Origin of the sequence: Deinococcus peraridilitoris DSM 19664 (assembly GCF_000317835.1) — a bacterium.
Lineage (GTDB): Bacteria > Deinococcota > Deinococci > Deinococcales > Deinococcaceae > Deinococcus_A > Deinococcus_A peraridilitoris.
Genome location: NC_019793.1, coordinates 2,096,253 through 2,119,816, shown reverse-complemented (window position 1 = coordinate 2,119,816; position 23,564 = coordinate 2,096,253). Strand labels below are relative to the sequence as shown.

General features: G+C 64.8%; 20 protein-coding genes. 7 read left to right on the top strand and 13 right to left on the bottom strand.

Annotated elements, in window-relative coordinates:
- Window positions 1-73: 73 nt before the first annotated feature.
- The gene (locus DEIPE_RS10430) at window positions 74-283 is read left to right on the top strand and encodes a hypothetical protein (RefSeq protein ID WP_015235934.1); all 210 of its coding nucleotides are present in this window, start codon (window positions 74-76) and stop codon (window positions 281-283) included.
- Between the two features lie 11 nt (window positions 284-294).
- Entirely contained in the window at window positions 295-615 is a 321-nt protein-coding gene (locus DEIPE_RS10425; RefSeq protein ID WP_015235933.1) for a hypothetical protein, read from the top strand.
- 65 nt (window positions 616-680) lie between these two features.
- Here DEIPE_RS10425 and DEIPE_RS10420 read toward each other — a convergent pair whose 3' ends face one another.
- From DEIPE_RS10420 to DEIPE_RS10380, 9 genes are all read right to left on the bottom strand, one after another.
- Window positions 681-3,320, bottom strand: coding sequence for an eCIS core domain-containing protein (locus DEIPE_RS10420; protein ID WP_041230833.1), 2,640 nt, complete (start codon window positions 3,318-3,320; stop codon window positions 681-683).
- 1,123 nt (window positions 3,321-4,443) lie between these two features.
- Window positions 4,444-4,902 (bottom strand): phage tail protein, encoded by a 459-nt coding sequence (locus DEIPE_RS10410; RefSeq protein ID WP_015235931.1) that lies wholly within the window; start codon window positions 4,900-4,902, stop codon window positions 4,444-4,446.
- A gap of 172 nt (window positions 4,903-5,074) precedes the next feature.
- Complete coding sequence (locus tag DEIPE_RS23980) at window positions 5,075-5,248, bottom strand: hypothetical protein (RefSeq protein WP_015235930.1); 174 nt, start codon at window positions 5,246-5,248, stop codon at window positions 5,075-5,077.
- The gene (locus DEIPE_RS10405; protein ID WP_015235929.1) at window positions 5,245-5,685 is read right to left on the bottom strand and encodes a hypothetical protein; all 441 of its coding nucleotides are present in this window, start codon (window positions 5,683-5,685) and stop codon (window positions 5,245-5,247) included. Before DEIPE_RS10405 ends, DEIPE_RS23980 begins: the two co-directional genes overlap by 4 nt.
- Before the next feature lie 132 nt (window positions 5,686-5,817).
- Window positions 5,818-6,261 (bottom strand): phage tail protein, encoded by a 444-nt coding sequence (locus tag DEIPE_RS10400; RefSeq protein WP_015235928.1) that lies wholly within the window; start codon window positions 6,259-6,261, stop codon window positions 5,818-5,820.
- A 128-nt stretch (window positions 6,262-6,389) separates the two neighbouring features.
- Window positions 6,390-7,973 carry a phage tail sheath family protein gene (locus DEIPE_RS10395; protein ID WP_015235927.1) on the bottom strand — a complete coding sequence of 528 codons (1,584 nt, stop codon included), beginning with the start codon at window positions 7,971-7,973 and terminating at the stop codon, window positions 6,390-6,392.
- Between the two features lie 473 nt (window positions 7,974-8,446).
- Window positions 8,447-9,415, bottom strand: a complete 969-nt coding sequence (locus tag DEIPE_RS10390) for a type I phosphomannose isomerase catalytic subunit (protein ID WP_015235926.1) — start codon at window positions 9,413-9,415, stop codon at window positions 8,447-8,449.
- Entirely contained in the window at window positions 9,412-10,395 is a 984-nt protein-coding gene (locus tag DEIPE_RS10385; protein WP_015235925.1) for an acetylxylan esterase, read from the bottom strand. The genes DEIPE_RS10390 and DEIPE_RS10385 overlap by 4 nt, the downstream gene beginning before the upstream one ends.
- 41 nt (window positions 10,396-10,436) lie before the next feature.
- Window positions 10,437-11,276, bottom strand: a complete 840-nt coding sequence (locus DEIPE_RS10380) for an ROK family protein (RefSeq protein WP_245557526.1) — start codon at window positions 11,274-11,276, stop codon at window positions 10,437-10,439.
- Between the two features lie 242 nt (window positions 11,277-11,518).
- Here DEIPE_RS10380 and DEIPE_RS10375 point away from each other — a divergent pair, with 242 nt between their 5' ends.
- Window positions 11,519-12,538, top strand: coding sequence for an aldo/keto reductase (locus tag DEIPE_RS10375; protein WP_015235923.1), 1,020 nt, complete (start codon window positions 11,519-11,521; stop codon window positions 12,536-12,538).
- A gap of 271 nt (window positions 12,539-12,809) precedes the next feature.
- The gene (locus DEIPE_RS10370; RefSeq protein ID WP_015235922.1) at window positions 12,810-13,754 is read left to right on the top strand and encodes a C40 family peptidase; all 945 of its coding nucleotides are present in this window, start codon (window positions 12,810-12,812) and stop codon (window positions 13,752-13,754) included.
- Here DEIPE_RS10370 and DEIPE_RS22230 read toward each other — a convergent pair.
- From DEIPE_RS22230 to DEIPE_RS10350, 4 genes are all read right to left on the bottom strand, one after another.
- Window positions 13,713-16,745 carry an EAL domain-containing protein gene (locus tag DEIPE_RS22230; protein ID WP_052326682.1) on the bottom strand — a complete coding sequence of 1,011 codons (3,033 nt, stop codon included), beginning with the start codon at window positions 16,743-16,745 and terminating at the stop codon, window positions 13,713-13,715. The two genes, DEIPE_RS10370 and DEIPE_RS22230, sit on opposite strands and share 42 nt — an antisense overlap.
- 562 nt (window positions 16,746-17,307) lie before the next feature.
- Window positions 17,308-18,009 (bottom strand): SDR family NAD(P)-dependent oxidoreductase, encoded by a 702-nt coding sequence (locus tag DEIPE_RS10360; RefSeq protein WP_015235920.1) that lies wholly within the window; start codon window positions 18,007-18,009, stop codon window positions 17,308-17,310.
- Window positions 18,010-18,032: 23 nt separating this feature from the next.
- A complete protein-coding gene (locus DEIPE_RS10355) occupies window positions 18,033-19,400 on the bottom strand; it encodes an MATE family efflux transporter (protein WP_015235919.1) in 1,368 nt (455 codons plus the stop codon).
- 145 nt (window positions 19,401-19,545) lie between these two features.
- Complete coding sequence (locus DEIPE_RS10350) at window positions 19,546-20,445, bottom strand: DMT family transporter (RefSeq protein ID WP_015235918.1); 900 nt, start codon at window positions 20,443-20,445, stop codon at window positions 19,546-19,548.
- Window positions 20,446-20,625: 180 nt separating this feature from the next.
- Here DEIPE_RS10350 and DEIPE_RS10345 point away from each other — a divergent pair, with 180 nt between their 5' ends.
- The 3 genes from DEIPE_RS10345 to DEIPE_RS10335 all read left to right on the top strand — a co-directional run bounded on the left by DEIPE_RS10345 (window position 20,626) and on the right by DEIPE_RS10335 (window position 23,553).
- Window positions 20,626-20,877, top strand: coding sequence for a hypothetical protein (locus DEIPE_RS10345; RefSeq protein ID WP_015235917.1), 252 nt, complete (start codon window positions 20,626-20,628; stop codon window positions 20,875-20,877).
- A gap of 200 nt (window positions 20,878-21,077) precedes the next feature.
- Window positions 21,078-22,412, top strand: coding sequence for a S8 family serine peptidase (locus tag DEIPE_RS25275; protein ID WP_015235916.1), 1,335 nt, complete (start codon window positions 21,078-21,080; stop codon window positions 22,410-22,412).
- 76 nt (window positions 22,413-22,488) lie between these two features.
- Window positions 22,489-23,553: a tetratricopeptide repeat protein gene (locus DEIPE_RS10335; RefSeq protein ID WP_015235915.1), complete on the top strand. Its 1,065-nt coding sequence runs from the start codon at window positions 22,489-22,491 to the stop codon at window positions 23,551-23,553.
- Window positions 23,554-23,564: the final 11 nt, after the last annotated feature.

Here is a 23,564-nt window from a genome sequence, read left to right as displayed (position 1 = left end):
CATCAATGCAGGGAATGAACCTGGCTTGACGGCCAACACACCCTCCCCATCGGCTGGCGCCTAGCCTTGAAGCATGACCGACAAGCACAACGAAGCAGAGGAAATGCGAGACGCCTACGCACAGCGCCAGCAGCACGAAGCCGAAGGTGCACCCACCAGCGCCGGTGGCGCCGGCAGTACCTCGACGCCGGGCAACACCGAGGCGGGCACCGAGGACACGGGCAAGAACCAGGCTGGCAGCGACCAGTCCCCCATCGACCCGACTGCGGACGCGGGCCGCTGAAACGAGGAGTGATGAACGACGACCAAAAAGGCGGCGCGCACCGGACCGACCGCATTGAGGGTGTAGACGTGCAGAATGCCGAAAGTGGCGTACCCGACCGGAGCGACACGGGAGGAGGCCCACGCGGCGGCAACACCGTCGACGGCCGCACCGGACCGGGTCTGAGCGGCGCACAGGGCGCACCGGAAAGCAGCCTGCGCGCCGAAACGAACGACCTGAGCGGCGACGGCAACCTTGGTTCGGCGGGTCAGGGTGACGATCTGCGTCCGCTGGGTGGCTGGAGTGATGATTTGGACCAGGCGTCCACCAGCGAAAAAAACCGCGAATCCTGAGGACCATCCCTCCCCTGTACGCCAGGTTGCCAGGGTCGAGACGCCTGGGCTGAGCCCCCAAGGGCTCAGCCCAGGCGTCTCACTTCCGCCGCCAGGCGGCGTTTGAGCAGCATGTACACCTGTCTGGCCAGCTGATCAAGGTCCGGGGTCGCCGGTTGCCGCGCGCGCTCGACCGCTGCGCCGCGTGGGCTTTCAGCGAGGGCCGTGCGCCGATCAAGGGGTGCGGCCTGCACGCCCGTCGGTAAGCTCGAGGGCGCCGCTGGGGGTGTAAAGACACGGCCGGGCAGTGTCGCAGCAGGAGCAGAAGCGGACAGGCCTGAGATCACCTGCCGACCCGCAGAAGCGCCCGAAATCGGCAACGCTGGAGCGTCCGCCTCCCAGTACGGCAACGGCTCCCACGGCGCTGGCAATCCCTGCCAGACGCTGCCCCCGGTATTCTCCGGCGGGTGCACCGTTCGAATATCGACGTGCACAGGAGCTGCCGGAGTACCCGATAAAGGCACAGCAAAGCCATCGCGGACGCGTTGGGAAGCGGCCCCGTTGTGCGGCCTGACCGACAGATGCGCACGCACCCGGTGCTCGACCTGCTGCGCGAGTGCCTCCTCTTCCAGCGGTGCTCCAAAAGCACCATCCCGGATCACCGTCGGAATGAAACCGGGATCACGCCTCAAGGCGACGTGCGTCAATTCGTGTGCCAGCAGTCCCAGGGTTCGCGCGCCCCGCAGGTCATGCCCGGGAGCGAGCAGCACAGTGTCCCGCTCGACCGTTGCGCCAGGGTCGTCCGGTGACACTGTCGAACGCGGCACGAAAAGCGCTTCGGCACCCGCGTCCCAGACCGCTTGTGCAGCGGTGGCATCCCGCTGCAGATCGACGTCAGGCAAGTCGGCTCCCAACAGGGACGCCAGGCCGTCACGCACCGAGAAAGGCAGTTCCTCACGGGCATCCTTTTGCGACACTGCACGGGTCAGGGACGCCCGAGCGGACCCCTCAGGCGTTTCGGGCGAGCCGTTTTCGTTTTTTTTTGCCGTGCGCGGCTCACCCGGCTGCACCGGGCGGGCAGTCACCCGCCGGCGCGCCGTCTCTGCTGGGCGCCAGGCCGAGTCGGCTCCGGTCGAACTGCGGAACTCTGTTTGCTGCCCGAGGGTCTGGCCGACCAGTCGCGGCGCAGGACGATCTGCCGTCCACAGTTCACCCGACGACGTATCCCGCATTGGGTTCGGCAGAGCCTCCGTCGCCGGCAGAATCCTGGTGAAGTCGCTGCTGCCCGACACAGTCGGCGTATGCGGCGCCTGTTCGGCGGCGCTCTGATTGCGTGAGACGGCCGCGCTGCCAGGAGTATCGCTTCGGGAATCCTGCAGGGACTCGTTTGACTGGAGCCCTCCGGGCTCTGACGGCCCCAGGGAACCGGGCGGCCCGTCCGTGAGCAGTGGCGCCGGTGCTTGTGGGTCGTCCGGTGCGGCGCGCTGATCTGACCAGGCGAGCATCTCACCGATGCCCAGTGACCGGAAACCGGCCTCACCACTCCGCTCGGCTTGCGCCACCCGGTTCAGCCGCTCCAGCCACGACCGTGCTTCCTGCGGCGTCGTTTCTACCCGGGGTGCTTCCAGCGCTTCCACCCTGGCTTTCTTGAAGGGCACCGGTCGCGGACGGCGGGGCATCACGATCTCCACGTCGGAATTCTGACCCAGTTGGCTCAGCAGGGCCTGCAGGTCTGCTTTTGCCACTGTCTCCGACACAGGTGGTGTTTCGCCCGGTTCATCCGAAACCACGCCCCTCACTTCCTCTCCGTGCCGGGGTGCCCCGGACAGCGGCTTGTCCTGAATGTCATCTTCTGGTGCCGTCACCGTCCAGTCGGCTTCCACACGCCTTTTTAGAGCGGTTTCAATGTCACCGAGGGGCGCAGTCGAGGGCACCGCTGCTCCGGACGACGTTTCCTCGTTCAAAAAAACCACGGACGACACCGCCAGGGCGGGCCGCGCCGGGTCGGGAGGTACCAGCGTGACCGTCTCCGACAGTCCTCCGGGAGCACGCGTGTGGTTCTCCGGACCGACACGGGTTGTCGCCACGGGCGCCTCGTCGTCTGGCGCGCGAATCCGCGCGCCCTCAGGCCCCCTCACAAGCGGAGGAGCCACCGACATCGACGCCTTATCGGCGGCAACGCCGGGCAGCATCCCGCTGGGTTCGTGAAGCGCGTGTTTCGCAGGGGCCTGCGCAGCAGGGGACCGGACAGCCGAAGGTGGTCGAGCGGCTTCACGTGACCTTTCCGGCAGATCAGGACTCGGGGGCTGGGCTTGCGCGTCCTCCGGAGCCGTCTGATCTTCGATCATGGCCGGTCCCGTCCAGGCAGCCTCGAGCGGAGGCACGGACACCTGGTCCACGTGGTCGTCCTGCGGCCCGTCCGTGAGCAGTGGCGCCGGTGCTTGTGGGTCGTCCGGTGCGGCGCGCTGATCTGACCAGGCGAGCATCTCACCGATGCCCAGTGACCGGAAACCGGCCTCACCACTCCGCTCGGCTTGCGCCACCCGGTTCAGCCGCTCCAGCCACGACCGTGCTTCCTGCGGCGTCGTTTCTACCCGGGGTGCTTCCAGCGCTTCCACCCTGGCTTTCTTGAAGGGCACCGGTCGCGGACGGCGGGGCATCACGATCTCCACGTCGGAATTCTGACCCAGTTGGCTCAGCAGGGCCTGCAGGTCTGCTTTTGCCACTGTCTCCGACACAGGTGGTGTTTCGCCCGGTTCATCCGAAACCACGCCCCTCACTTCCTCTCCGTGCCGGGGTGCCCCGGACAGCTTCTCTTCTGTGACGACAATTTCGGTGTCCAGTGCTGCTGATTCCTGGTCAGTCGGTCCCGAGTGTGCAGACCGCGTCGCGAGAGAACGGGTCGACTCAGGCGAAGGTGCAGGTGACGCACGCTGCGGAGCAACCAGTGGCCAGTGGGGCGAAGCGGCTGCAGAACCGAACCATGTCGAGCCTTCTTGCGATGAAGGCGACTCCGGGAGCAATGCAACGGTCAGGGCGTCGTCTTCCGTCAAGGACGGTGTCGGTTGTGTTATTGGATCGGCAGCATGATCGTCCAAGGTCAATGGTGGGCCAGGCGGAGCCGGCCGGATTTCGGGCAGGCCTGTCTCGCTGCGCTCACCTCCAGCATTTGTGGCCGAATCCTTTTCGTGCGCACCACGCTTGGGCTGCTCTCGAGCGACTGTGTCGGGCGCAGGCGGCAAGTTGACCGGCGTTTGCGTGCCGACTGGCGCTTCTGCAAGGTGGCCTTCAAGACCACGTGCATTGAGGGCCAGCAGATCGGTAAAACGTAAAGGAGTGAGACGGGCGGGCAGCGCTGCCTGGGCAACTGCCGCGTGTTGTGTCAGGTGCGGCTCGGACTGACCCGACCGGTTCACGGCAGGCTGTGCTGGCCCGGCGGGCGCCACCCTCGACGGCGCCGTCGAGGCCTTCTCCTCCGGTGGGTCAAGCCAGAGCGGTTCCGGTTCGGGGGCGTCCTGGGCTGCCTGCTCGGGGGCAGTGGACACCTGTCCGGCAGGAAAGCCGTCTGAGCGTTGGGCTACCGGCACTGCAGAAACACGCAGACGGGCCGGAACAAACACACGGCGGAGTGCAGGAGGTGCAGAGGGGATGAAGAGTGCGGGCAGGTTGTGTTTTGCGCGCGGTTGCTCGGCGGCCATGGCGGTGTTCGCTCCCGGGGGGGCACCCGGCGCAAAAATTACCGTGAAATGTTCACGGTAGCGCTTGAGTTGTTGTGCGCGTTGCTGCAAGGTACTCATCACAAGGCTCCCGAAGAGCGTGGCACCGGTCAAGCGCCGCGCCCCTGCTGTTTCAAAGATCGATGGAAATCACACCGGAATGGGCCAGTTCGATGCTTTCCACTGCCACCGTCACGCCACTCGCCGCGAACTGCGGCCCGGACCACTTCACCGGAAAGGCCTGGTCCAGGTGCCAGGTAATCAGCGGCTCACCGCTGGTACTGAAGGTCTGGACGCTGACACTCCGCAGGTCCATCACGCCCTGCGCGACGCGCAGATACCAGCGGAAGAGTTCGTTTCCACGGGTGATCCCGCGCTTCAGCGTCAGGTTGCCAGCCTTGGTAAGCCCGGGAAACCGATGAACGAAGCCGTTGTTGCCTCCCTCGACGTACTCAAAAATTTCAGTCTCCATTTGTAAGCCGCCTACTTCGGAAAACACCGCTTTTTGCGTGCTTCCGGTGATTGTGACGTAATAGCGGCTGTTGGCATTGGTCTGATAACGATCAATCTGGTCCTTGGTCAGGGTGGTCATGTGTCCCTCGAACGTGAGTTCGTTTCATCCTGTAAAAAGGGCTCTGTCAATTCCCCGGTCCGAGACTGCATGATGGGCGAACACCCCATGCCGGTCCTTCCGAGCACCTACTTCAGCGTCTGGTACTGCAGCGTCTGGTACTGCAGCGTCTGGTACTGCAGCGTCTGGTACCTCAGCGTTTGGGGCGGGCCAGACGGACCTGCTGCAGGCGAAGGTCTTCAAGCAGCAGCTGATAGACCTTTTCGGTCAGTGTCTCGAGGTTCACCCCCGGCTCGGCCTTCCTGGCCGACGGGTGGCTTTCGAAGGTAGTGGGACTGGGCAATGTGGGCTTGAATGGTGGGATCATCCCGGCATCCCTGACAAGGGGTCAGCGGTCTCTGCCAGATCGAGCAGCAGTTCTGCGCCGCATTGCGGACAGGCACTTTCGATCACGCCTGCCGGTACGTCAGGCAGGGCCACCGCTGTGGGAAAAGCGTTGTCCATGGGCACCGACGCTGGGGGCTGGCCATTGATCCGGGTGTAGAACGCCTGCAGGTAAGCGAAATCGGCAGCGTACAGGCGGGCGATGACGTCCATGGGTACGGGTGTGAGCGTGCCGAGACTGCGCACCACCCGGCTGAGGACCAGCAACCCAAAGAAGGCTTCGTTGTTTTTCACGCGCGGATCTCCGAGCGGCTCGATTTCGTCGAGGGCTGTGGCAAGCCGCATGACGCCACGGCGATGAACGTGACCATACGCGTCCACATAGCCGAGTGGAAGAAGAAATTCGTACTCTGTTCGCACGCTGGGCCTCACCGGGTTCGGGTGAAAAGTTGCCGGGAGCGCTCCCGGCGGGAAGCGGGAACGCGCCCGGTCCCGCCGGCGGGAAGATCAACTCGCCCGAGGCTCAGGCGAGTTGATCTTCAAACGCCAAACTCACTTGGTGCGGCGATAGCCGTGGTGGGTGATGGTCAATTCTTCGATGGCAACTTCGTTCGTTTTGGCGTCATACGTCGGCCCGTTCAGCTTGCTGGGCCAGGCCATGTCAATGGTCCACTCGGCGACAGGTTCGCCTTTCTGGTTGAACAGCGTCACGGTGCCGCTGCGACGGGCACCGGAAACATCGCCGTCCTCGACCTGCTTGCGCCACTGCCACATATCCATTTCCGAGGTGATGCCGCGCTTGAGCACGATGTCGTTGTACTTCATGGTGCCGGGTTCCCGAATCAGGATGGGCTTGCCACGCTCGTCGGTCGCGCGGTATTCCACAACCTGGCTTTCGCTTCCCAGACCCGTGCATTCACGAAAAGCACCCTTCACACCGTTCTGAAAGTCCACTCCGAAATACGCTGCCACCAAAGGATCTGCTGCTCCGGTCATCTTTCTCTCCTCCTACTCGATCAGGAATTCACAAGGGTTGAATAAACTCACCGTTCAGGCTCGGCGCGCCTCGGTTGAGTTCAGGCCGAACACTTTCAGGCAAGGATCAGGGCACCTTGCCCGGACATTCACATTCCGCCGCCCGCATACTGACTGAAACGCAGCACCACGAACTCGGCCGGCTTCACGGGCGCCAGGCCCACTTCCACAAAGAGGATGCCGCGGTCACGCACTTCGGGCGGATTGAGTTCGGCGTCGCACTTGACGTAAAACGCTTCGCCGGCCGTGTTGCCGAAAAGCGCACCGTCGCGCCAGACGGTCGTGAGGAAAGCGGTGATGTCACGGCGGACTTTTGACCACAGCATGACGTCGTTGGGCTCGAAGACGGCCCACTGGGTACCCTGCTCAACGGATTTTTCCACGTAGTTGAAAAGCCGGCGGACGGAGACGTAACGCCAGCGCGCGTCACTCGACAGCGTACGCGCCCCCCACACCCGCAGACCCATGCCCGTGAAGCTGCGAATGCAATTCACGCCGATGGGGTTGAGTACGTCCTGTTCGCCCTTGGTGATCTGCATGGCAGGCTCCATCGCCCCGCGCACGATTTCGTTGGCGGGCGCCTTGTGCACGCCACGCTCGACGTCACTGCGCGCGTAGATGCCCGCCACGTGGCCGCTGGGTGGCACGGCGATGGGCTGACCGTTTTCACCGTTGATCTTGATCCAGGGGTAGTAGAGCGCGCCGTACGCCGAGTCGAAGTTGGTTTCCTGCTCGCGCCAGCGTTTGACTTCCTGGGGGGTCATGCCGGGCAGCGGGTCGAGGATCGCCATGCGGTTCTGGTTGCGCTCGCAGTGATTGAGCATGGCGAGCTGCACCGCCTTGACGCCGTCCTTGTCGATCAGGCCGTTCTGGTAGGCACTCATCAGATCGGGCACGCAGATCATGCTGACGTCCTCGGCGATTTCCAGCCCGTCGATGCCGCTGCGCTCGCTGAGCGAACCGATGAAGTCGTTGCTGCGAATGGGCATGCTGCCGGCGTCCCGGGGGGCCGACCCCTTGATCACGAACGATCCCAGTTCAGGAACGCGCTCGGCCAGGGTCCCGGAGGAGGTCTGCTCGGTGATCTCGACCAGCTTGCTGGCCTGGTTGACCACCTCGACAACGTTGCGCGGGTGCTTTTTGGCCACCGAGACGTTCTCGAAGGTTTCTTCGTGGTTGTCGACCCTCACCCTGATGGTAAAGACACCCTCGCCGGGCTGTGCGTCACCCTCGCCGGGCGTGGCCGCTGCGATCTCGACGTTGATGTCGCTGCTCATGGCCCCGCGGGCACCGATGGTGAGGGCCGGGACGGCTTTGGACGCACGGGTAGGCAACTGCAGCAGGGCGGGCTGCTCGATGGTCTTGCTGTCCTTGCTTCGTGCCGGAGGCACGATGCGGGTGACGTAGCAGCGCGTTCCACCGTTGTTGAAATAACCGAAGACCGCGTGGGACAGGTAAGCGCCGCTCATGTGCGGATTGCGGCTGCCATCGCTTTCCAGCGCACCGAAAGTGCTCACGAACTGCGACCAGTTGGCGACCAGCACAGGCTGGTTGGCCGGACCCGACGCGGTGAAACCGACAAAAGCGGCCGTGGTGGTGCTGACGCCTTCAATCGGGCGAGGTCCGGAATTGCTTTCCTCGATATAGATGCCTGGGGACAGGTACTCGGCCATATTTCTTCACCTCGGATGCACTATGGGGGCGGCTAAGCGGGGCCATGACGCACGATCGGACCGCAGCCCGAAACGTCAGATGGCAGGAGAACGACCTGAAGAGCATGACTGCGCCACTTCTCAGGCTTCTTCCGTCCACTCTTCATTGCGACTCATGGCCTGGAATGCACCGTGCTTCAAGACTTCGTGTGAAGTTCTTGACAACGTGCAGCCCACTGTTTTTCACTCAGGCTTCCACCTCTGGGAAAAAGCATACGGGCTTGTTTTTGCTGGCGATGCGCAAACTAGGCATCATTCTTCCAACACAACAAAGCAGGAGCCAGAATCGCCGAGAAACCAGTGATCGCCGCCCTGGACGCTGGATTTGAAGAACTGTCTGAAGAAGCCGGTGGCCAATGGCCACCGGCTTCTTCAGACAGTTGTGGGGAGTTGGCCCGCGGCGGTATCACCACTCCCGCACCTTCAGGCAGGGCTCAGCCGACCATTGGCACGCTGGCCCGCAGGGCCCGCGCGTTGCCCGAAACCGGGCGCACCTCGTAACCGGACGTCTGCGCCGCGACAAGCAGGGTTTGATGAGGACTCAGCGTCACCGTCTGATCGGCGCAGAACACCTCGACCTGACCGGCCGTGACGGTAATGACGTGTGCGGACTGACCGGCCGTCTCACCGCGCAGCGCTGTTCCTTCCAGCTGCAGCACGTCCAGCTGGAAAAAGGGGCAGGAGACCGCCTGCTGCTCGCCTGTTCCCCGCAGCACGGGCGGTGGGGTGACATCGGCACGCAGGGCGGGATTGGTGACCTCCACTGATTCGTCCAGGTGGAGCGCGCGTCCGGCGCTCGCAGGGCGGTCCCAGTCGTAGACCCGGTACGTGGTGTCGCTGACCTGCTGCACTTCGTAAAGCAGCATGCCAGGTCCCAGGGCGTGCAGGGTGCCCGCCGGAATGAAGACGGTTTCACCGCTTCGCACGCTGGCGCGCTCGGCGACGTCCAGCACCCGACCGCTGCGAATCGCCCGGGCGAGTTCCTGTGGTGAAGTGCCGCTTTTGACGCCGGCCAGAATGGTGGCGCCCTCGTCGACTTCCAGAAAATGCCACGCCTCGGTCTTGCCGAACTCGCCCGGGCCAACCAGCCGCCGGGCCTGCTCGTCGTTGGGGTGCACCTGCACGGACAGCCAGTCGGCGCAGTCGAGCAGCTTGATCAGCAACGGAAAGCGTCCACCGAAACGTCGCGCGACGTCGGTGCCCAGGAGTGCGGCGCCGTAGCGTCCGGCCAGCTCCCCTACCGTCTGTCCGTCGTGCTCGCCACCCTGTATCTCGCTGCGCTCGTAGGCGATCCAGGCTTCACCGACCGGCGGTGAAGCCTGCTGCAGTTTCTGGCCACCCCAGACGCGCTGTTGATACTGGGGACGCAAGAGAAAAAGGCAGGTGTCCAGTGGCTCGTTCATGAAGGCACTTTCGCACCGAACACTTCCCGTAAAAAATGGATTTTCTTCAGGTCCTGGTGGGCCTGCCCGCCCTCGTGGCGGTTGAAGGGATACTCGACCATGCGTTTTTCACCGCCATAGTGGTTGAACGCGGCGTACACGGTGCTGGGCGGGCAGATATCGTCCATCAGACCGACGCTGAACAGCGCCCGGGCGCGCGCGCGGGCCGCGAAGTGCAGGCCGTCGAAGTACGACAGGGTGTGCATGGCCGCCTGGGTAGCGTCACGGTGAATGCGCAGGTACTGCGCGATCTCGCCGTACGGAAAGCTGTCGGTGATGCGCAGGGCACGCTCGAAGTGACACAGGAACGGCACGTCGGGCAAGCAGGCCTGCACGTCCGGCATCAACGCGGCGGCCGCCAGGGCCAGCCCCCCACCCTGACTGCCTCCGGTCACCGCCACGCGCGAAGCGTCGACGGCCGGATGCGTGCGGGCCGTTTCGACGGCGCGCGCCGCGTCGGTGTAGACACGCCGGTAGTAGTAGCGGTGGGGATCGTGCAAACCCAGGGTCATGAAGCCTCCCAGGTGCGGCTCGCCCCCACTGCCCTCGTCGGGCGTGTCACCCTGACGCCAGCCGCTGCCCTGACCGCGGGTATCCATCACGAAATGCGCGTACCCGGCGCTGGCATACAGCAGCCACTCGTGCGGCAGACCACGTCCACCACCATACCCGATGAATTCGACCACGCACGGCAAAGGGCCGGTGCGCTGTCTGGGAAGCACCAGCCATCCCCGCACGGGCGAGCCGAGGGCGCCGCTGAAGGTCACGTCGAACACCTCCAGGGTCGCGAGCAAAGCCTCGACGGGCACAAACTGCGGGTCCTGGGCTCGCTCCCGTGACTCGGCCAGCGTCCGGGCCCAGAAGGCATCGAAATCGGTGGGCTCGTGGCGAGGGGGTCGGTAGGTGCGCAGTTCGTGTTCCGGAAGATCGAAGTAAGCCATGAATTCCTTTCTGCGGCGCTGCATTGCTCGGCAACCGCGCTTCAACCGTGCTGATCGAGAACGAGGGCCGCCGCGCCCAGCAGGGCCGCCTCGTCGAGCAGCCGGGACGCTTCGCAGGGCACGCCCAGCAGCTTCAGGGGAGCGCTGAACAGAGTCCAGGCCTGCGTCAGGTTTCCCCCGACGACCACGACGTCCGGCTTGAAGTCCTGCACGACGGGTGTCAGGACGGCGGCAAGGTGCTCACCGAATTGCTGCCAGACCTGCCGGGCGCCGACGTCTCCCTGGCGCGCCCGGGCCGCCAGATCGGCCGGGTTGAGCTGTGGTCCGCCGCTCCGCGTGTAAGCGTCCACGAGCGCACGCGTGGAAACCGAATCTTCGGCCAGGGCGCCTGCGTAGGGCGTATTCCACAACTCGCCCTCCGGAGGCACGCCTTCGCCGGAGGTGACGACCCGGCCCGCAACGACAAAACCGCTGCCGAGGCCCGTGCCGAGCGTGACGCCCAGCACCCGCGTCCGGCCGCGAGCAGCGCCCGCCCAGGCTTCGCCGAGCGCGAACAGATCGGCGTCGTTTCCGAAGACGGGCGAGGTGTCGGCCAGCGGAGTGCCTGCCCAGGCGTCTCTCAGTGACTCGCGGACGTTCACGCCGTAGAGCGCCGCGAACTTGTGTCGGTGCCGGGCGACGCCGCGCGCATACTCAAACGGACTCGGCATGGCGACGCCGACGCCCGCCACGCGGCCCACCTCGTTCGCGCAGGCCAGCAGGGCCACTCGGGCCCAGCCGTCCGTGAGCAGGCTGGCAGGCGAGTCGTGAGCGACGTGCAAAACGGTGCGGCTGTCCCGCCGCACTTCACGGGCCCCCGGGTCCACGAGTGCCGCCGTCACGTGACTTCCGCCAATATCGAGCCCGAGAACTGGCCGCGCCTGCGGCGTCACGCACGAACCTCGAGCGGTGCGTCCGGCCGTTCGGGCAGCTGCGGTCTGAGAGAAAGGCAGGGCGGGCACTCCATCCTCAGAGTAAACACCAAAACACACCGGGCGGCGAGGTTGGGCCAGACGAGAGGCGTGCGGCAGGTAATGTGACCCGCACCGGCCCGATGTTCTGGCGTTGGTGTACAACGCTCAGCATGAACAGCCCTTACGCTCCCCGGACCTTGTCCCGCAGCAAGCTCTCGCTGCCTTCGCTGGGTTTCGGAACCGCGCCGCTGGGTGGACTGCACGAGGCGGTACCCGACACTCAGGCGCGCGACGTGCTGCAGAGCAGCTGGCAGCTCGGTTTTCGCTATTACGACACGGCCCCCCTGTACGGGTACGGCCTGGCCGAGGAACGGCTGGGCGCACTGCTGCAGGACCACTCGGATTTCATCGTGTCGAGCAAGGTCGGGCGGGTGCTGCGCCCGGACATCCCGCCGCACCCCACGCAGCTGGAAAGCGACGGCAGCTTCGGCTTCAAATCGACGTCGAAACTGAACGTCGAGTACGACTACTCCTACGACGGCGTGCTGCGGTCCTTCGAGGACAGCCTGAGGCGCCTGCAGGTCGCGCGCATCGATTTGCTGTTCATTCATGACCCTGACGCGGTGGGCGTGGGAGTCGGCGAGCTGATGCGAGGTGCTTACCGCGCCCTGCACGAGCTGCGCGAGCAAGGGATGGTCACGGCCATCGGCGCGGGCATGAACCAGTGGCAGATGCCAGCCGAACTGCTGAAGGCAGGTGAGTTCGACGTGTTTCTGCTGGCGGGCCGCTACACCCTGTTCGAACAGGACTCGCTGCACGGTTTCATGGACCGCTGTCAGGAACGCGGCATCGGGGTGGTGATCGGTGGTGTGTACAACAGTGGCCTGCTCGCGGCGGCGCAGCCGGGCGCTACCTACAATTACAGCCCCGCTTCCCCGGAAACGCTGCAGCGTGCGCAGGCCATTGACGCGGTCTGCGCGCGCCACGCCGTCAGCCTCAAGCAGGCCGCCCTGCACTTCCCTTTCGGTCATCCGGCCGTGACCTCGGTCCTGGTGGCCAGCCGTCATGCCGGACACGTGCTCGAAAACACGACCCTGCTGCAACAGACCGTTCCGGCGGAACTGTGGCAGGATCTTAAACACGAAGGTCTGCTCGGCGCCCACGTGCCCGTTCCGGCGCCCGGAGCCTGACCGGCAGGCAGCGTTCTGTGGCCCGTCCGCACTTCAAGGTCGGCTCAACGCTGACCGAAGCCGGGCTTCACCGGCTGCAAACGCAAAGCGGACAAATTCCGCGCATGCTGTGATCAGCAGAACGCGAGGTGTTAGAGACGGGCCTGACCCCACGTCGCGCTTCTTCGCCTCCTGGCCCGAGTGAAGGTCAGGAGGCGAATTCTATGAGCACGGGCACCTGCTGGTCTCGGCCAGCAGCACTGTGCGGCCTTCGGCATGCTGAAATGACGGCATGTACAGCCCTGACACCGCACCCCTGCCGGATCCACGCGTTCACGCCTTCGACGAGCAACGGCGCGTGGCCGAAGACGCTTTACGGGGAGAGTTGCCCGGGGAGTGGACATGGCTTACGCCTCAGAAGGCCGTCGCCGCGCGAGGCCGGGTTTCCCTGCGTGAGCGCCCCACCACCGGCAGCGCGCAGGTCACCGAAGCCCTGCACGGCGAGGCGATGCAGATTCTCGAGGTGCGCGACGACGGCTGGGCCTGGGTGCGCACGCTGCACGACGACTACCTGGGCTTCGCCTGTCAGCGCGCGCTTGGCCGGGAGTTGCCCGCTTCGGCAACGGTGCGGGTCAGCGCCCTGCGCGGGCACCTGTTTGCCGCACCGCGGGTCAGCGCCACCCTGCTGGACGAAGTCAGCCACGGGGCACTCTTCGAGTTGCTGGATCGAGAAGCCCACCACATCGACGGCCGTCGGTGGTGGCGGGTACGCTACGCCGAGGGTGAAGCGTTTCTGCAAGCGGCCCTGACGGCGCCGGACGCCTCGCAGGGCCAGCGCAGCCTGCACTTCGCACGCCGCTTTCTCGATACGCCGTACGTCTGGGGAGGCCGCAGCGCCTGGGGCATCGACTGCTCCGGACTGACGCAGCTGTTTTACCCTGCGGGAGTGCTGCCACGCGACGCCGACCAGCAGCAGGCTTTCCTGACCCCCACGGACACCCCGCGGGCGGGTGACCTGGCGTTTTTTCCGGGGCATGTCGGCATCATGCTGAACGAGCGAGAGATGCTGCACGCCAACGCGACGCACATGCGCGTCACGATCGAAACGCTGGGAGAAGGCGAGTACGGGGCGCGACTCGCGCGGGAACTCCGCGGCTTCGGGCAGTGGGTGAACCCGGGGCGTGACACGGCGGATTCAGCTGCCGTGTCCGCCGCTTCCGCTGACCTTCATTCCTGAGGCTTCTTTTGGGGTGCCCGGCAAAGGCTGATTCTGGCGCAGCACGTCGAGCGCGTCTTCCGGCACGAGGGGCTTTGCGAAAAAGAAACCCTGGGCGTAAGTGCAGCCTGCTTCGCGCAACCACGTCCATTGCTCCTGACATTCCACTCCTTCGGCCACGACGGCGATGTTGAGGTTTCGCGCCATGGAGAGGATCGTGCGGACCAGTTCGGCACTCTCGGAGTGCATGGGGACGCGCTGCACGAATGAACGGTCGATTTTGAGCACGCTGGGCGCGAACTGCTGCAGGTAACCGAGTGACGAGTACCCGGTGCCAAAATCGTCGATATACAGCTGCACGCCCAGTTCGCGCAGCCCTTCGAGGTTGCGCTGCACCACGGGCGCGCGCTGCATCAGCAGGCTTTCGGTGATTTCGAGTCGCACGTCGGCCGGGCAGAGTCCGGTATCCCGCAGCACGCCTTGCACGGCATGCACGAAATCGGCTCGGGAGAACTGCGTGGTGCTGACATTGACGCTCAGAAAGCAGTCTCTTGCCTGTGGTACCTGTTCACGCCAGGCGCGCAGGCAGTCACACGCCTCGAACAGCACGAAGCGGTCGAGATCCACCACCAGCCCCGCTTCTTCGGCCACCGAGATGAATTCACCGGGACTCACGAAGCCCCGCACGGGATGCACCCAGCGCGCGAGCGCCTCAAATCCCCGCAGGGTACCGCTCTGCACGTCGACGATCGGTTGATACTGCACCGAAAGCCCACCGCGACTGAGGGCCTGACGCAACTCGGTTTCCAGCCGGGAGCGGTTGAGGACCCGTTCGTGCATGGTGACTTCGAACATGGTCGTGCGGCCCGGTCCCAGCGACTTGGAGTGGTACATCGCGATGTCGGCGTCGCGCAGGACGTCTTCGTACTTCGAGTACCCTCCGGCACTGGTGACGATGCCCATGCTGGCCGTCACCGCGAAAGGGCGACCCAGCAAGTCCATCGGTTCGCTCAGCGTATGCTGAATGCGCTCGGCGATCATCATGACGTCAGGCGCTTCAAACACATCTTCGAGCAGGACCGCGAATTCATCTCCGCCAAAGCGCGCGACGGTGTCCTGCGGGCGCACGCTTGTTGACAGGCGTCCGGCAAACTCGATCAGGAAGTCATCACCGACGCTGTGGCCCATGGTGTCGTTGATGGACTTGAAGCGGTCACAGTCAAGGAACAACACCGCGTAGCCCTGCGTGCTGTCCCGCTCGGCCTGCGCCACCACCCGCCGCAGGCGGTCGTGAAAGAGCGCGCGGTTGGCAAGGCCGGTCAGGACGTCATGCACGGCGTCGTGCTGCAGTTGCTCGTTGAGGCGCTGCAATTCCAGGGTGCGGTCGGCCACCCGCCGCTCCAGGTCGTCGTGCGCGCTGCGCATCGCGTGAAGCTGCTCCAGGTGCCGGATGGACCGGCTGATGGTGTGCTGCGGCGTTTCCTCGTCGAAATACACGCCGTGCGGCTGATCGACGATCAGGTAACCGTACTGCGCGCCCGTCGTGAACAGCGGAATGATCATCAGGTGACCTTCGAAGAGTTCACCTCGCATCCCTTCCGGCAGAAGCCGGGCAGTCGGGAACAGGTCACGGTCGAGGGCGCTGCGGGTCCCTTCGGCGAACATGACGCGGGCCAGTTCGCTGGGGAGGCGTCCGAAGCGCTCGTAGAGCACCAGCACCACCCGGTTGAGGCGCAGGTGCTTGAGGTAATTCAGCGCCGCACCGAACATCGCTTCATAGCTGAGGGCGGAGACCATGTTGGAGATCAGCACGGCGTTGGTCGCCTCCGCCAGGCGCTGCTTGGCGTAGGCCATCTGCAGCGCGTCATACAGCAGCGTCTGCACGTCGGCGAACAGAGCGTCGAAGTCACTGAGCACCACTCCCGAGAGTTCCGGACGCAGCGCGGTGCGAAAATCGTTGAGCAGGTGACGCCACGTGACCAGGTCATGCTCGCGGCCCAGATTGCCGAGCAGCTGGTTTTTCCAGTACGCCAGAAAAGGCTGGCGTGCCTGTGGATCACGGCTCACCTGACGCAGGTAGTCCAGCACCTCCTGCTGGGCTTTTTGGCGGTCCAGCGTGCGGGGCAGTGCTTCGTGCGCCAGGCTGAGCGGTCCCGAACCGCCTTTCGTGCCGCACGATTCCCGCACGACCAGCTGCGTATCGATATGGACGTCATGACGAGGATCAAGCGAGCAGAGCAGTTCTACGGCCGCCACGCCCTGCTCGACCACCGGCTGGCGTACGGTGGTGAGCGGCGGAATGGCATGCCGGAAGTCCTCGTCATCGTCGAAGCCCACCACGGCCACGTCTTCGGGCACGCGCAATTCGTGCTCTCGCAAGGCCCGGATGATGCCTTCGGTCATCTGGTCGTTGGCAGAGACCACCACATCGAAATCGCGGGTGGTGGCCAGCAGCGTTCGCATGGCGTCATACGCGGCGTGTGCCCGGTAATCCCCGCAGAGCGTCCAGTCGGAACGAAAAGGCAGGCCGTGCAGCGCCAGCGCTTCGCGGAACACCTGCTCACGGTCATTCGAGTCGTCGTTGCCTTCACGGCCCCGCACGAATACGAAACGCCGGAACTGGCGCTTGACGATCAGGTGTTCCATCAAGGCCTGCATGCCCGGTCGGCTGTCCACCAGAATCGAGGGAACACCCGCGATTTTCTTCCCGACGGATACGACCGGCAAAGGCGCAAACTGCCGCGCGAAGCGCATCAGGTCGTCACCGCTGACCGCACGCCCCAGGTTGGCCGTCAGCAGAATCACCCCGCAGTGCTGATCGGGCCTGATCAGACGGTACACCGCGTTGGCGTCGTGCACGGGATGCCCCGGCGGGAACAGTTCCCGTCCGACGTACACCGTGGAAGCCAGTCCCCGTTCGTTGAGGGCTTCACGAATGCCCACCAGCAGGTGCGCCTGGTAGTTGTGAACAAAATCCGTGATGATCGCGACGCTGAGCGGTGCAGCGGTCATGAGCGTCGCCTTCCCGGCCATCCATAACGCGGGCTCCCGGCAGCGGGCACGGTGGACCGCTCCTGCGCCGGGTCACTCACCAGGCAACGAGCGGCATGCTGCGCAGCGAACCGCAAGAGCCACGAGCGTTGTGGAGAGTTTCGAGCATGTCCGGTCGCACCCGTTCGGGCAGTGAGGGTCCAGGCAGAGTGATGCAGGACAAATGAACTGTTCATGCCTTACTCCCTTCCGGGCCGTTTCAGGGTGGCGTCCGGCCACGCGACGTATCGCCGAATAACTTCAGGACCATCGCGGCATTGGCCAGTGAAATTCAAGGTACGAAAACAGCTCTTGCAAAATCCTGACATAGCCAGCAGTGCCCGATGTGCTCAGCCCAAGTCATACGAAGTTGCCGTGCATTTCGCCGCAGCCGAGAACACCACCCAGGTGCTGCATTGCTGCCACCTCGTTGCCGATCGGCGCCGATCAGCATTGACTGCCTTGCTCGGTCGTCAACGCCACCTGGGATCAAAACGTCAAAAAACGGGAAACCCGATGAGTTCCCCGGTTTCAGTCGCGTGTTTCAGTCCAGGTACTTGAAGTCCTGCGCGGCGTACAGTCGGCCACTCGGACCATGATCTTCGAGCAGGGCGGGCACCAGCGCTCCGGGCAGCACCGTTTCCACCGGCCACTCACCGTTGGGGCCGCCCAGGTCAGTGCGCAGCCAGCCCGGATCGAGGTAGTTCACCAGCACGTTGCTGCCGCGCAGTTCGGCGGCCAGATCGCGTGAGTACTTGTCGATGGCGGCCTTGGAGACACTGTAGGGCGCAAGTTGCGGCACATCCTGAATGCCACTGGTCAGGTTGATGATGCGCCCGAAACCCCGCTCGCGCATCTGCGGAGCGAACGCCGTGCACAACTGCACCACGGCGTACAGATTGATCTGAAAGCTGTCCTGCCAGTCTCGCGGAGTGATCTCGAACAGGGGCTTCCAGGGATTCTGGATCGCGGCGTTGTTGTAGAGAATATCGATGGATCCTGGTCCGGCCCGCACGCCTTCGATGATCGCCTGCACGCCCTCTTCACGGGCGAGTTCTCCGGCGACCGCGTGGGTCTGCACGCCGTACGCCGCCAGCAGATCCAAAGTCGCTTGCGTGTGCGCCAGGGTGCGGCCGTGCACGATGACGTTCGCGCCACGCTGAGCCAGGCCCAGGGCAATCTGCTGTCCGATACCGCGCGTCGAGCCTGTCACGAGGGCCCAGCGGCCCTGCAGAGTTTGTTTCATTGGTGTTCCTTTCCGTGTTCCGGTCATGCGGCCTGCTGGGTCACCGTCGCCCTGGGAGCTGTCAGGGCCTGCCAGCGCAGACGCCGCACACGCCAGGTGAAAAACGAGGCTTTGGCCACCTCATCGGCAATGCGTCCCCAAAAGACGCCCCACACGCCCAGTTCGAGGGTGAAGCCCAGCAGATAAGCAAGCGGCAGCCCCACCACAAATGGGCCGATCAGATCACCGATCACCACGCCCCGTGCGTCTCCCCCGCTGGGCAGCACGCCGCCGCCGAGAATCATGTTGCGCACCTTCACGACCTGAAAGGCTGCGTTGATCACGATGCCCCAGAAGGCCACCTGCAAGGTCGCGGGACTGATGTTGGGGTAAAGGTGCGGCAGCAGGTACGCCGAGGCCATGAACAGCACACCGAAGCCCAGGCCTGTCGCCATGCCCACCCGCTGCAGGATGACCGACCAGTCCTGCGCGCGCCGATGGTCACCCTGACCGACCGCGTGCCCGATCAGGGTGGTGGAGGCCGACATCAACCCGTACGAGGCCACGATGAACACGCCTTCGAGTGACAGCACAATCTGGCTCGCTGCCAGCGCAGAGACACTCAGGCGCGCGAACAGCAGCGCGTACAGAAAGGCGCCAGCGCTCCAGGACAGCTGGGTCATGGCCAGGGGAAAGGCCAGCGTGAGCAGCTGCCCCGCTGCCTGGCGCCAGGTCGTGAGCGAGCGTGACCAGCTCAGCGGCACCCGGCCGGGGCGCAGGTGCAGCAGCCAGAACAGCAGCGCGGCGCGCAGACCCTGAGCGATCAGGCTGGCCAGGGCCGCACCGCCAAGGCCCAGCACCGGCAGCGGACCCAGACCGACGACCAGCGCGTAGGCCAGCAGGCCGTTGAACAGCACGGCAAAGATCGAGACCTGCATCGGAATGCGCGCCTGACCCAGCGAGCGGAACACTCCGCTGGTCACGGAGGCATGCACCATGAACGGCAGCGCCAGCACGGTGAGCTGAAAGTACCGTGCGCCAGTTGCGGCAATTTCAGCGGTGGCGCCCAGGCCCAGCAGCAGGGGCTGCGCGAAGAACGCTGCAGGCAGGCACAAGGTGAGCGTGAAGAGGAAAGCCAACACCCCCGCCGTGGTGGCCACGCGCGCCACGGCCTGCGGACTGCGGGCTCCGTGCGCCCGGGCGGCCAGAATGGCGGCCGCGGCCCCGATGGTGCTGAGGCTGACCATGCCGACCACGACGAGGCTGTTGACCAAACCGACGGCGGCGAGTGCCAGGGTGCCCAGCACGCCGACAACGAGTTGTACGCCAAAGTTCAGCAGCAGCTGAAAGGTCATCTCGAGGCTGACGGGCACGGCAATTCGTGCGATGTGACGATGATCCGAGAGATTCAAAAGCGCTCCTGAAAGGGAATAAGGGGTACGGTGAGACCGGCGCGCACGCCGTCTCTGAATCGTTATAGTCTACTTGTAGCACGGTCTGGTAACGTTTACAAAGCGCGCCGAACGGCTCAGGCTTTTCGGCAGTCAAAGCACGGTTTTACCGTGACAGGCGGACCACACTGACCAGCACGCCCAAGGTCACCACCATCACCCCGGCCACCGACACCGCAGAGAGCGACTCTCCCAGGAGCGGCACGGCCGAGAGGGCTGCCAACGCCGGCGTCAGGGACGTGATGGTGGTCGTCAAGGCCGGTCCCAGCGTCTGCAATGCGCGGGTATAAGTGATCAGCGCGACCACCACGGCCAGAAAACCCTGATAAATGCCTTGCAGCAACACCTCTGACAGGGGAGCCGCCAGCAGGCCCGACTGTCCTGAAAGCAGGTACGGAGGCCAGTACGTCACCAGGCAGAACACCCCGATGACCGCCGTTGCCTGCAGCGGCCCAACGCGCCACTGACGCGCCAGCAGCCCGTAGGCCGCCCACAGCAGTGAAGCCCCCAGGAACAGCAGGTCACCCCGCCAGGTCGCTCCTCCGGTGCGAACAAGCTCGTCGGCGGCCAGCAGCGCGATGCCCACCCCAACGACGGCCAGACCCAGAAAACGCGCACGGGTCCAGCGCTCACCCAGCACGCCCCAGGCGAGTGCAGCCGTGAAGAACGGCAGCATACCCGGCATGAACACCGCGGCGTGGGCCGCCGGCGCAAAATGAAACCCCGAGTAAGCCAGCAGCGCGTACCCCAGCCCTGCCGTCACGCCCAGAGCGGCCACCTGCCACAGCCGCAAGCCTCCCGTGCCGCTTCGCAGCAAAAAGGGCAGCATCACCAGCCCCGAAACGCCAAAGCGCAGCGCCGAAATGTCAAACGGCGACAGTGAGCCCTTGGCACCGAGACGCGACACCAGAATGAAGCCCGACCAGATCAGCACCGTCACCAGCGCACAGGCCAACCCGATCCACTGTTCACGCTTCCAGCCGAGCGACGCCCCGAAGGCGGTCACCGGCGCCCATCCGGAAAAAGGACAGAACAACGTGGCGGTTGTGGTTGGGCGGCAGGTGAAGTCATGAAGTCATCTTAGGGCGCCGACTGGTCAGTTTCGCGCCCGGTAAGACGCCCCGGACACTGGCAACCATAAGAAACCCTCAGGGTGCGGGCAAAGGACGCAGGGTTAAGGTACGGCATGACCGACGATCACACCCCCCGCCCGGACACGACGCCACTTGGCCGCTCCGTCGAGGAAATCGAGCAGGACAGTGGCAACGCTCAGACCCAACCGTCAGACGACGCCCGCACGGTGCCCGTTCCCCCCGTGGCCGCGCCGATGGGCGGTGGCGTGAGCGGGGTTCCAGCAGTAGGAGGCTCGGTGCTGCCAATCGTTCCCGGCGGTGAAGATGTCACCCGGCGGGACGATGAGGAAGCAGAGCCTTCCTGAGGCACCCCACTGAGGCACCCCAGGACACCGGAAATTTCCCACCAACGCGCGCAGCCTGTGGGCCAAGATGGTCTTGTGGCCCTGCCGAAGAGCCCAGGACCACGAATAACACATGAAGGCCGTGAGACGAAGAAAAAGATATCCTGAGACTCAGCCCCGGCCACCCAGGTTGACCAGCGCCGCTCAGGCTGCGGAGAGAAATGCGCGACTCCTTGAATCCCAATACGTCCAGCTACCGAAACGTCACCTGCAAGGCCGCCTTCGCGCTCCTGCTGTTACCACTCTTTGCCGCCTGCGGCCAGCAACCAGGCAGCGAGTCATTCCGTCTGGACGTCGCCTCCACAATCAGCAGCCCCAAGAAACCCAACGTTGCCAGGGTCAAACTGCTCAGCACCGACACGGTTGAATCCCTCGAAGTGCTATACAACGGCAAAGTCATCGCCTTCAAGCCCAGCCAGGGCTTCGCGATTGTCACCACCTCCCTCACCGATTCCACCGAGCCTGCCGAAACCGCGCACCTGTCCGCCATCGAACCGGACGTGGGCGTTGTGCGTCTCAGCGGCACGGGTGGCGCGTGGTCCGACGGGACCGGCGGTGCCTGGTCGGATGGTACGGGTGGCGCGTGGTCCGACGGGACCGGCGGTGCCTGGTCGGATGGCACCGGGGGCGCGTGGTCGGACGGGCAATTCACGGCTCTTCCTGCCAACAACGATGCCTGGAAAGCCATCCGGCTCGAAAGCGCACAGAAAGCGATTCCTGAACTCGGTTCCGGCATCATGATCGCGGTAATCGACAGTGGCGTCGACACCGGCCACCCGGCCCTGAAAAACCGGCTCGCGCCCAGCAGCATGTGGCGCGATCTGGTCGACAACGACAATCTGCCCGATGAAGTCGGCACCCCAGCCGATCCCGCTTTCGGGCACGGCACGGCCGTCGCAACCATTGCCGCGCAGATCAGTCCCCGCGCACAGATTCTGCCGTACCGTGTTATCCGTCCTGACGGGTACGGTAACCTTTCGGACGTGGTCAACGCCGTCGTGCGTGCCGCCGATCAGGGCGCGCAGGTCATCAATCTCAGCCTGGGTACGGACAGACGCTCCCCTGCCCTGGAAGCCGTCATCGACTACGCCGAGTCGACTGGCGCGATTGTCGTCGCAGCCAGCGGCAACCGCAACCTCTCCGAAATCGATCTGCCGGCGCGTAACGCCACCAGCAGTTCACAACGCCTGTCGGTTGGCAGCGTCGGCAACACCCTTGCCCGCAGTCCCTTCAGCAATTATGGTGCCGGGCTGGAGCTCCACGCGCCCGGTGAAGCGATTGGGGCGGCGGCGCCCGGCGAGCGGCTCATTGCCTGGACGGGCACCTCCATGAGCACCGCCGTCGTGTCCGGTGCGGCGGCCCTGGGTCTTTCGAGCCGCGCGACTCCCGTGCTGGTCGGTAACGCGCTCACCAATACCACCGTCCCGCTCAGTGGCGCCAGCAGCGCCGCCGGGGCAATTGATCTGGCAGCGTTCGCCCGTACCCTCGGGCGCTGAAGCACAGCACAAGCACGAGGGGTCCGCACTGAGCGGACCCCTCGTGCTTGTGGCTTAATAGGACGAGAGGGAGGCCATGGGCCCAACAAGCGAAGGACCTGACAGTCAAGCGTTGCTCGGACAGGCACGAATTGCCCGAGAGCAGGGCCGTCTGGCGGACGCACGTGAACGTTTTCAGGCCCTGCTGACCAGAGATCTTGACGCGACGACGAAAGCAGAGGCCCGGGCAGGGCTCGCCAGCGTCCTGCACATGAGTGGACTCAGCGCCGAGGCGCTCGTCGAATTTCACCTTGCACTCGAACTGCGTGAGCAGGCAGCAGACCTGTACGGAGCGGCCGGCATTCACCTCAACCTCGGTTTGCTGTGGGGCGACCTCGGCAACCAGGTCGCCGCCTTCGAGCATTACGAGCAGGCCAGCGAAATCCTCAGGCAGGGTGGGGATCCCGTACGACTCCTGATCCTGCACATCAACCTGGGGCGTGCCCACATTGAGCACGGCGACCTGGAGCGTGGCGAGCGAATCACCCGTGAAGGTCTTGAGCTGGTCGACGCCGGCACTTCAGTACGTCACCATACCCTGCTGCAACTGAACCTCGCCGAAGCACTGCGCCGACGTCAACAACTCGAGGAAGCCGCAGCCCACTACCTCAGCGTGATCGAGCAGGCCACCGCACACCGGATGCCCTACTTGAAACAGCGCGCCCTGCACGGACAGGCGCTGGTGCAGATGGCGAGCGGCCAACACGTGAAGGCACGCGAGTTGCTCTTCGACGCCCTCACGATGGCGAGACAGATGAACGATCTCGATGCCGAACTCCTCGCCATGACCGGTCTGGCGGAAGTCTCGCTGGACGCCGGACAGTTCGGCATTGCCCTGACTGACGCCGAACTCGTACTGATCCGCGCCGGGGAGGGAGCGCGAAAGCGCTTTCTGGTCCAGGGGCACGAACTGATGGCCCGTGCCTGCGAGGGACTCAACGACTACCGCTGTGCCTATGAGCACGTCGGTCAGGCCCGCAGCCTGGAGCAGTCACTGTACGCCGAGGACAGCCAGGAGCGCATTCGTATCCTGCAAACGAAGTACGACCTCGACCGTCAGCACAGCAGGCACAGTCGCGCTGGTCAAAAGGAGCCCTCTTGACCAGCGAGCTT

Excerpts from the sequence above, each read along its gene's own strand:
- DEIPE_RS23980 (WP_015235930.1), bottom strand. The coding sequence starts at position 5,248 with ATGATCCCACCATTCAAGCCCACATTGCCCAGTCCCACTACCTTCGAA.
- DEIPE_RS10430 (WP_015235934.1), top strand. The coding sequence starts at position 74 with ATGACCGACAAGCACAACGAAGCAGAGGAAATGCGAGACGCCTACGCA.
- DEIPE_RS10385 (WP_015235925.1), bottom strand. The coding sequence starts at position 10,395 with ATGGCTTACTTCGATCTTCCGGAACACGAACTGCGCACCTACCGACCC.
- DEIPE_RS10395 (WP_015235927.1), bottom strand. The coding sequence starts at position 7,973 with ATGGCCGAGTACCTGTCCCCAGGCATCTATATCGAGGAAAGCAATTCC.
- DEIPE_RS10410 (WP_015235931.1), bottom strand. The coding sequence starts at position 4,902 with ATGACCACCCTGACCAAGGACCAGATTGATCGTTATCAGACCAATGCC.
- DEIPE_RS10375 (WP_015235923.1), top strand. The coding sequence starts at position 11,519 with ATGAACAGCCCTTACGCTCCCCGGACCTTGTCCCGCAGCAAGCTCTCG.
- DEIPE_RS10370 (WP_015235922.1), top strand. The coding sequence starts at position 12,810 with ATGTACAGCCCTGACACCGCACCCCTGCCGGATCCACGCGTTCACGCC.
- DEIPE_RS10425 (WP_015235933.1), top strand. The coding sequence starts at position 295 with ATGAACGACGACCAAAAAGGCGGCGCGCACCGGACCGACCGCATTGAG.
- DEIPE_RS10390 (WP_015235926.1), bottom strand. The coding sequence starts at position 9,415 with ATGAACGAGCCACTGGACACCTGCCTTTTTCTCTTGCGTCCCCAGTAT.
- DEIPE_RS10335 (WP_015235915.1), top strand. The coding sequence starts at position 22,489 with ATGGGCCCAACAAGCGAAGGACCTGACAGTCAAGCGTTGCTCGGACAG.
- DEIPE_RS10360 (WP_015235920.1), bottom strand. The coding sequence starts at position 18,009 with ATGAAACAAACTCTGCAGGGCCGCTGGGCCCTCGTGACAGGCTCGACG.
- DEIPE_RS10400 (WP_015235928.1), bottom strand. The coding sequence starts at position 6,261 with ATGACCGGAGCAGCAGATCCTTTGGTGGCAGCGTATTTCGGAGTGGAC.
- DEIPE_RS25275 (WP_015235916.1), top strand. The coding sequence starts at position 21,078 with ATGCGCGACTCCTTGAATCCCAATACGTCCAGCTACCGAAACGTCACC.
- DEIPE_RS10345 (WP_015235917.1), top strand. The coding sequence starts at position 20,626 with ATGACCGACGATCACACCCCCCGCCCGGACACGACGCCACTTGGCCGC.
- DEIPE_RS22230 (WP_052326682.1), bottom strand. The coding sequence starts at position 16,745 with ATGACCGCTGCACCGCTCAGCGTCGCGATCATCACGGATTTTGTTCAC.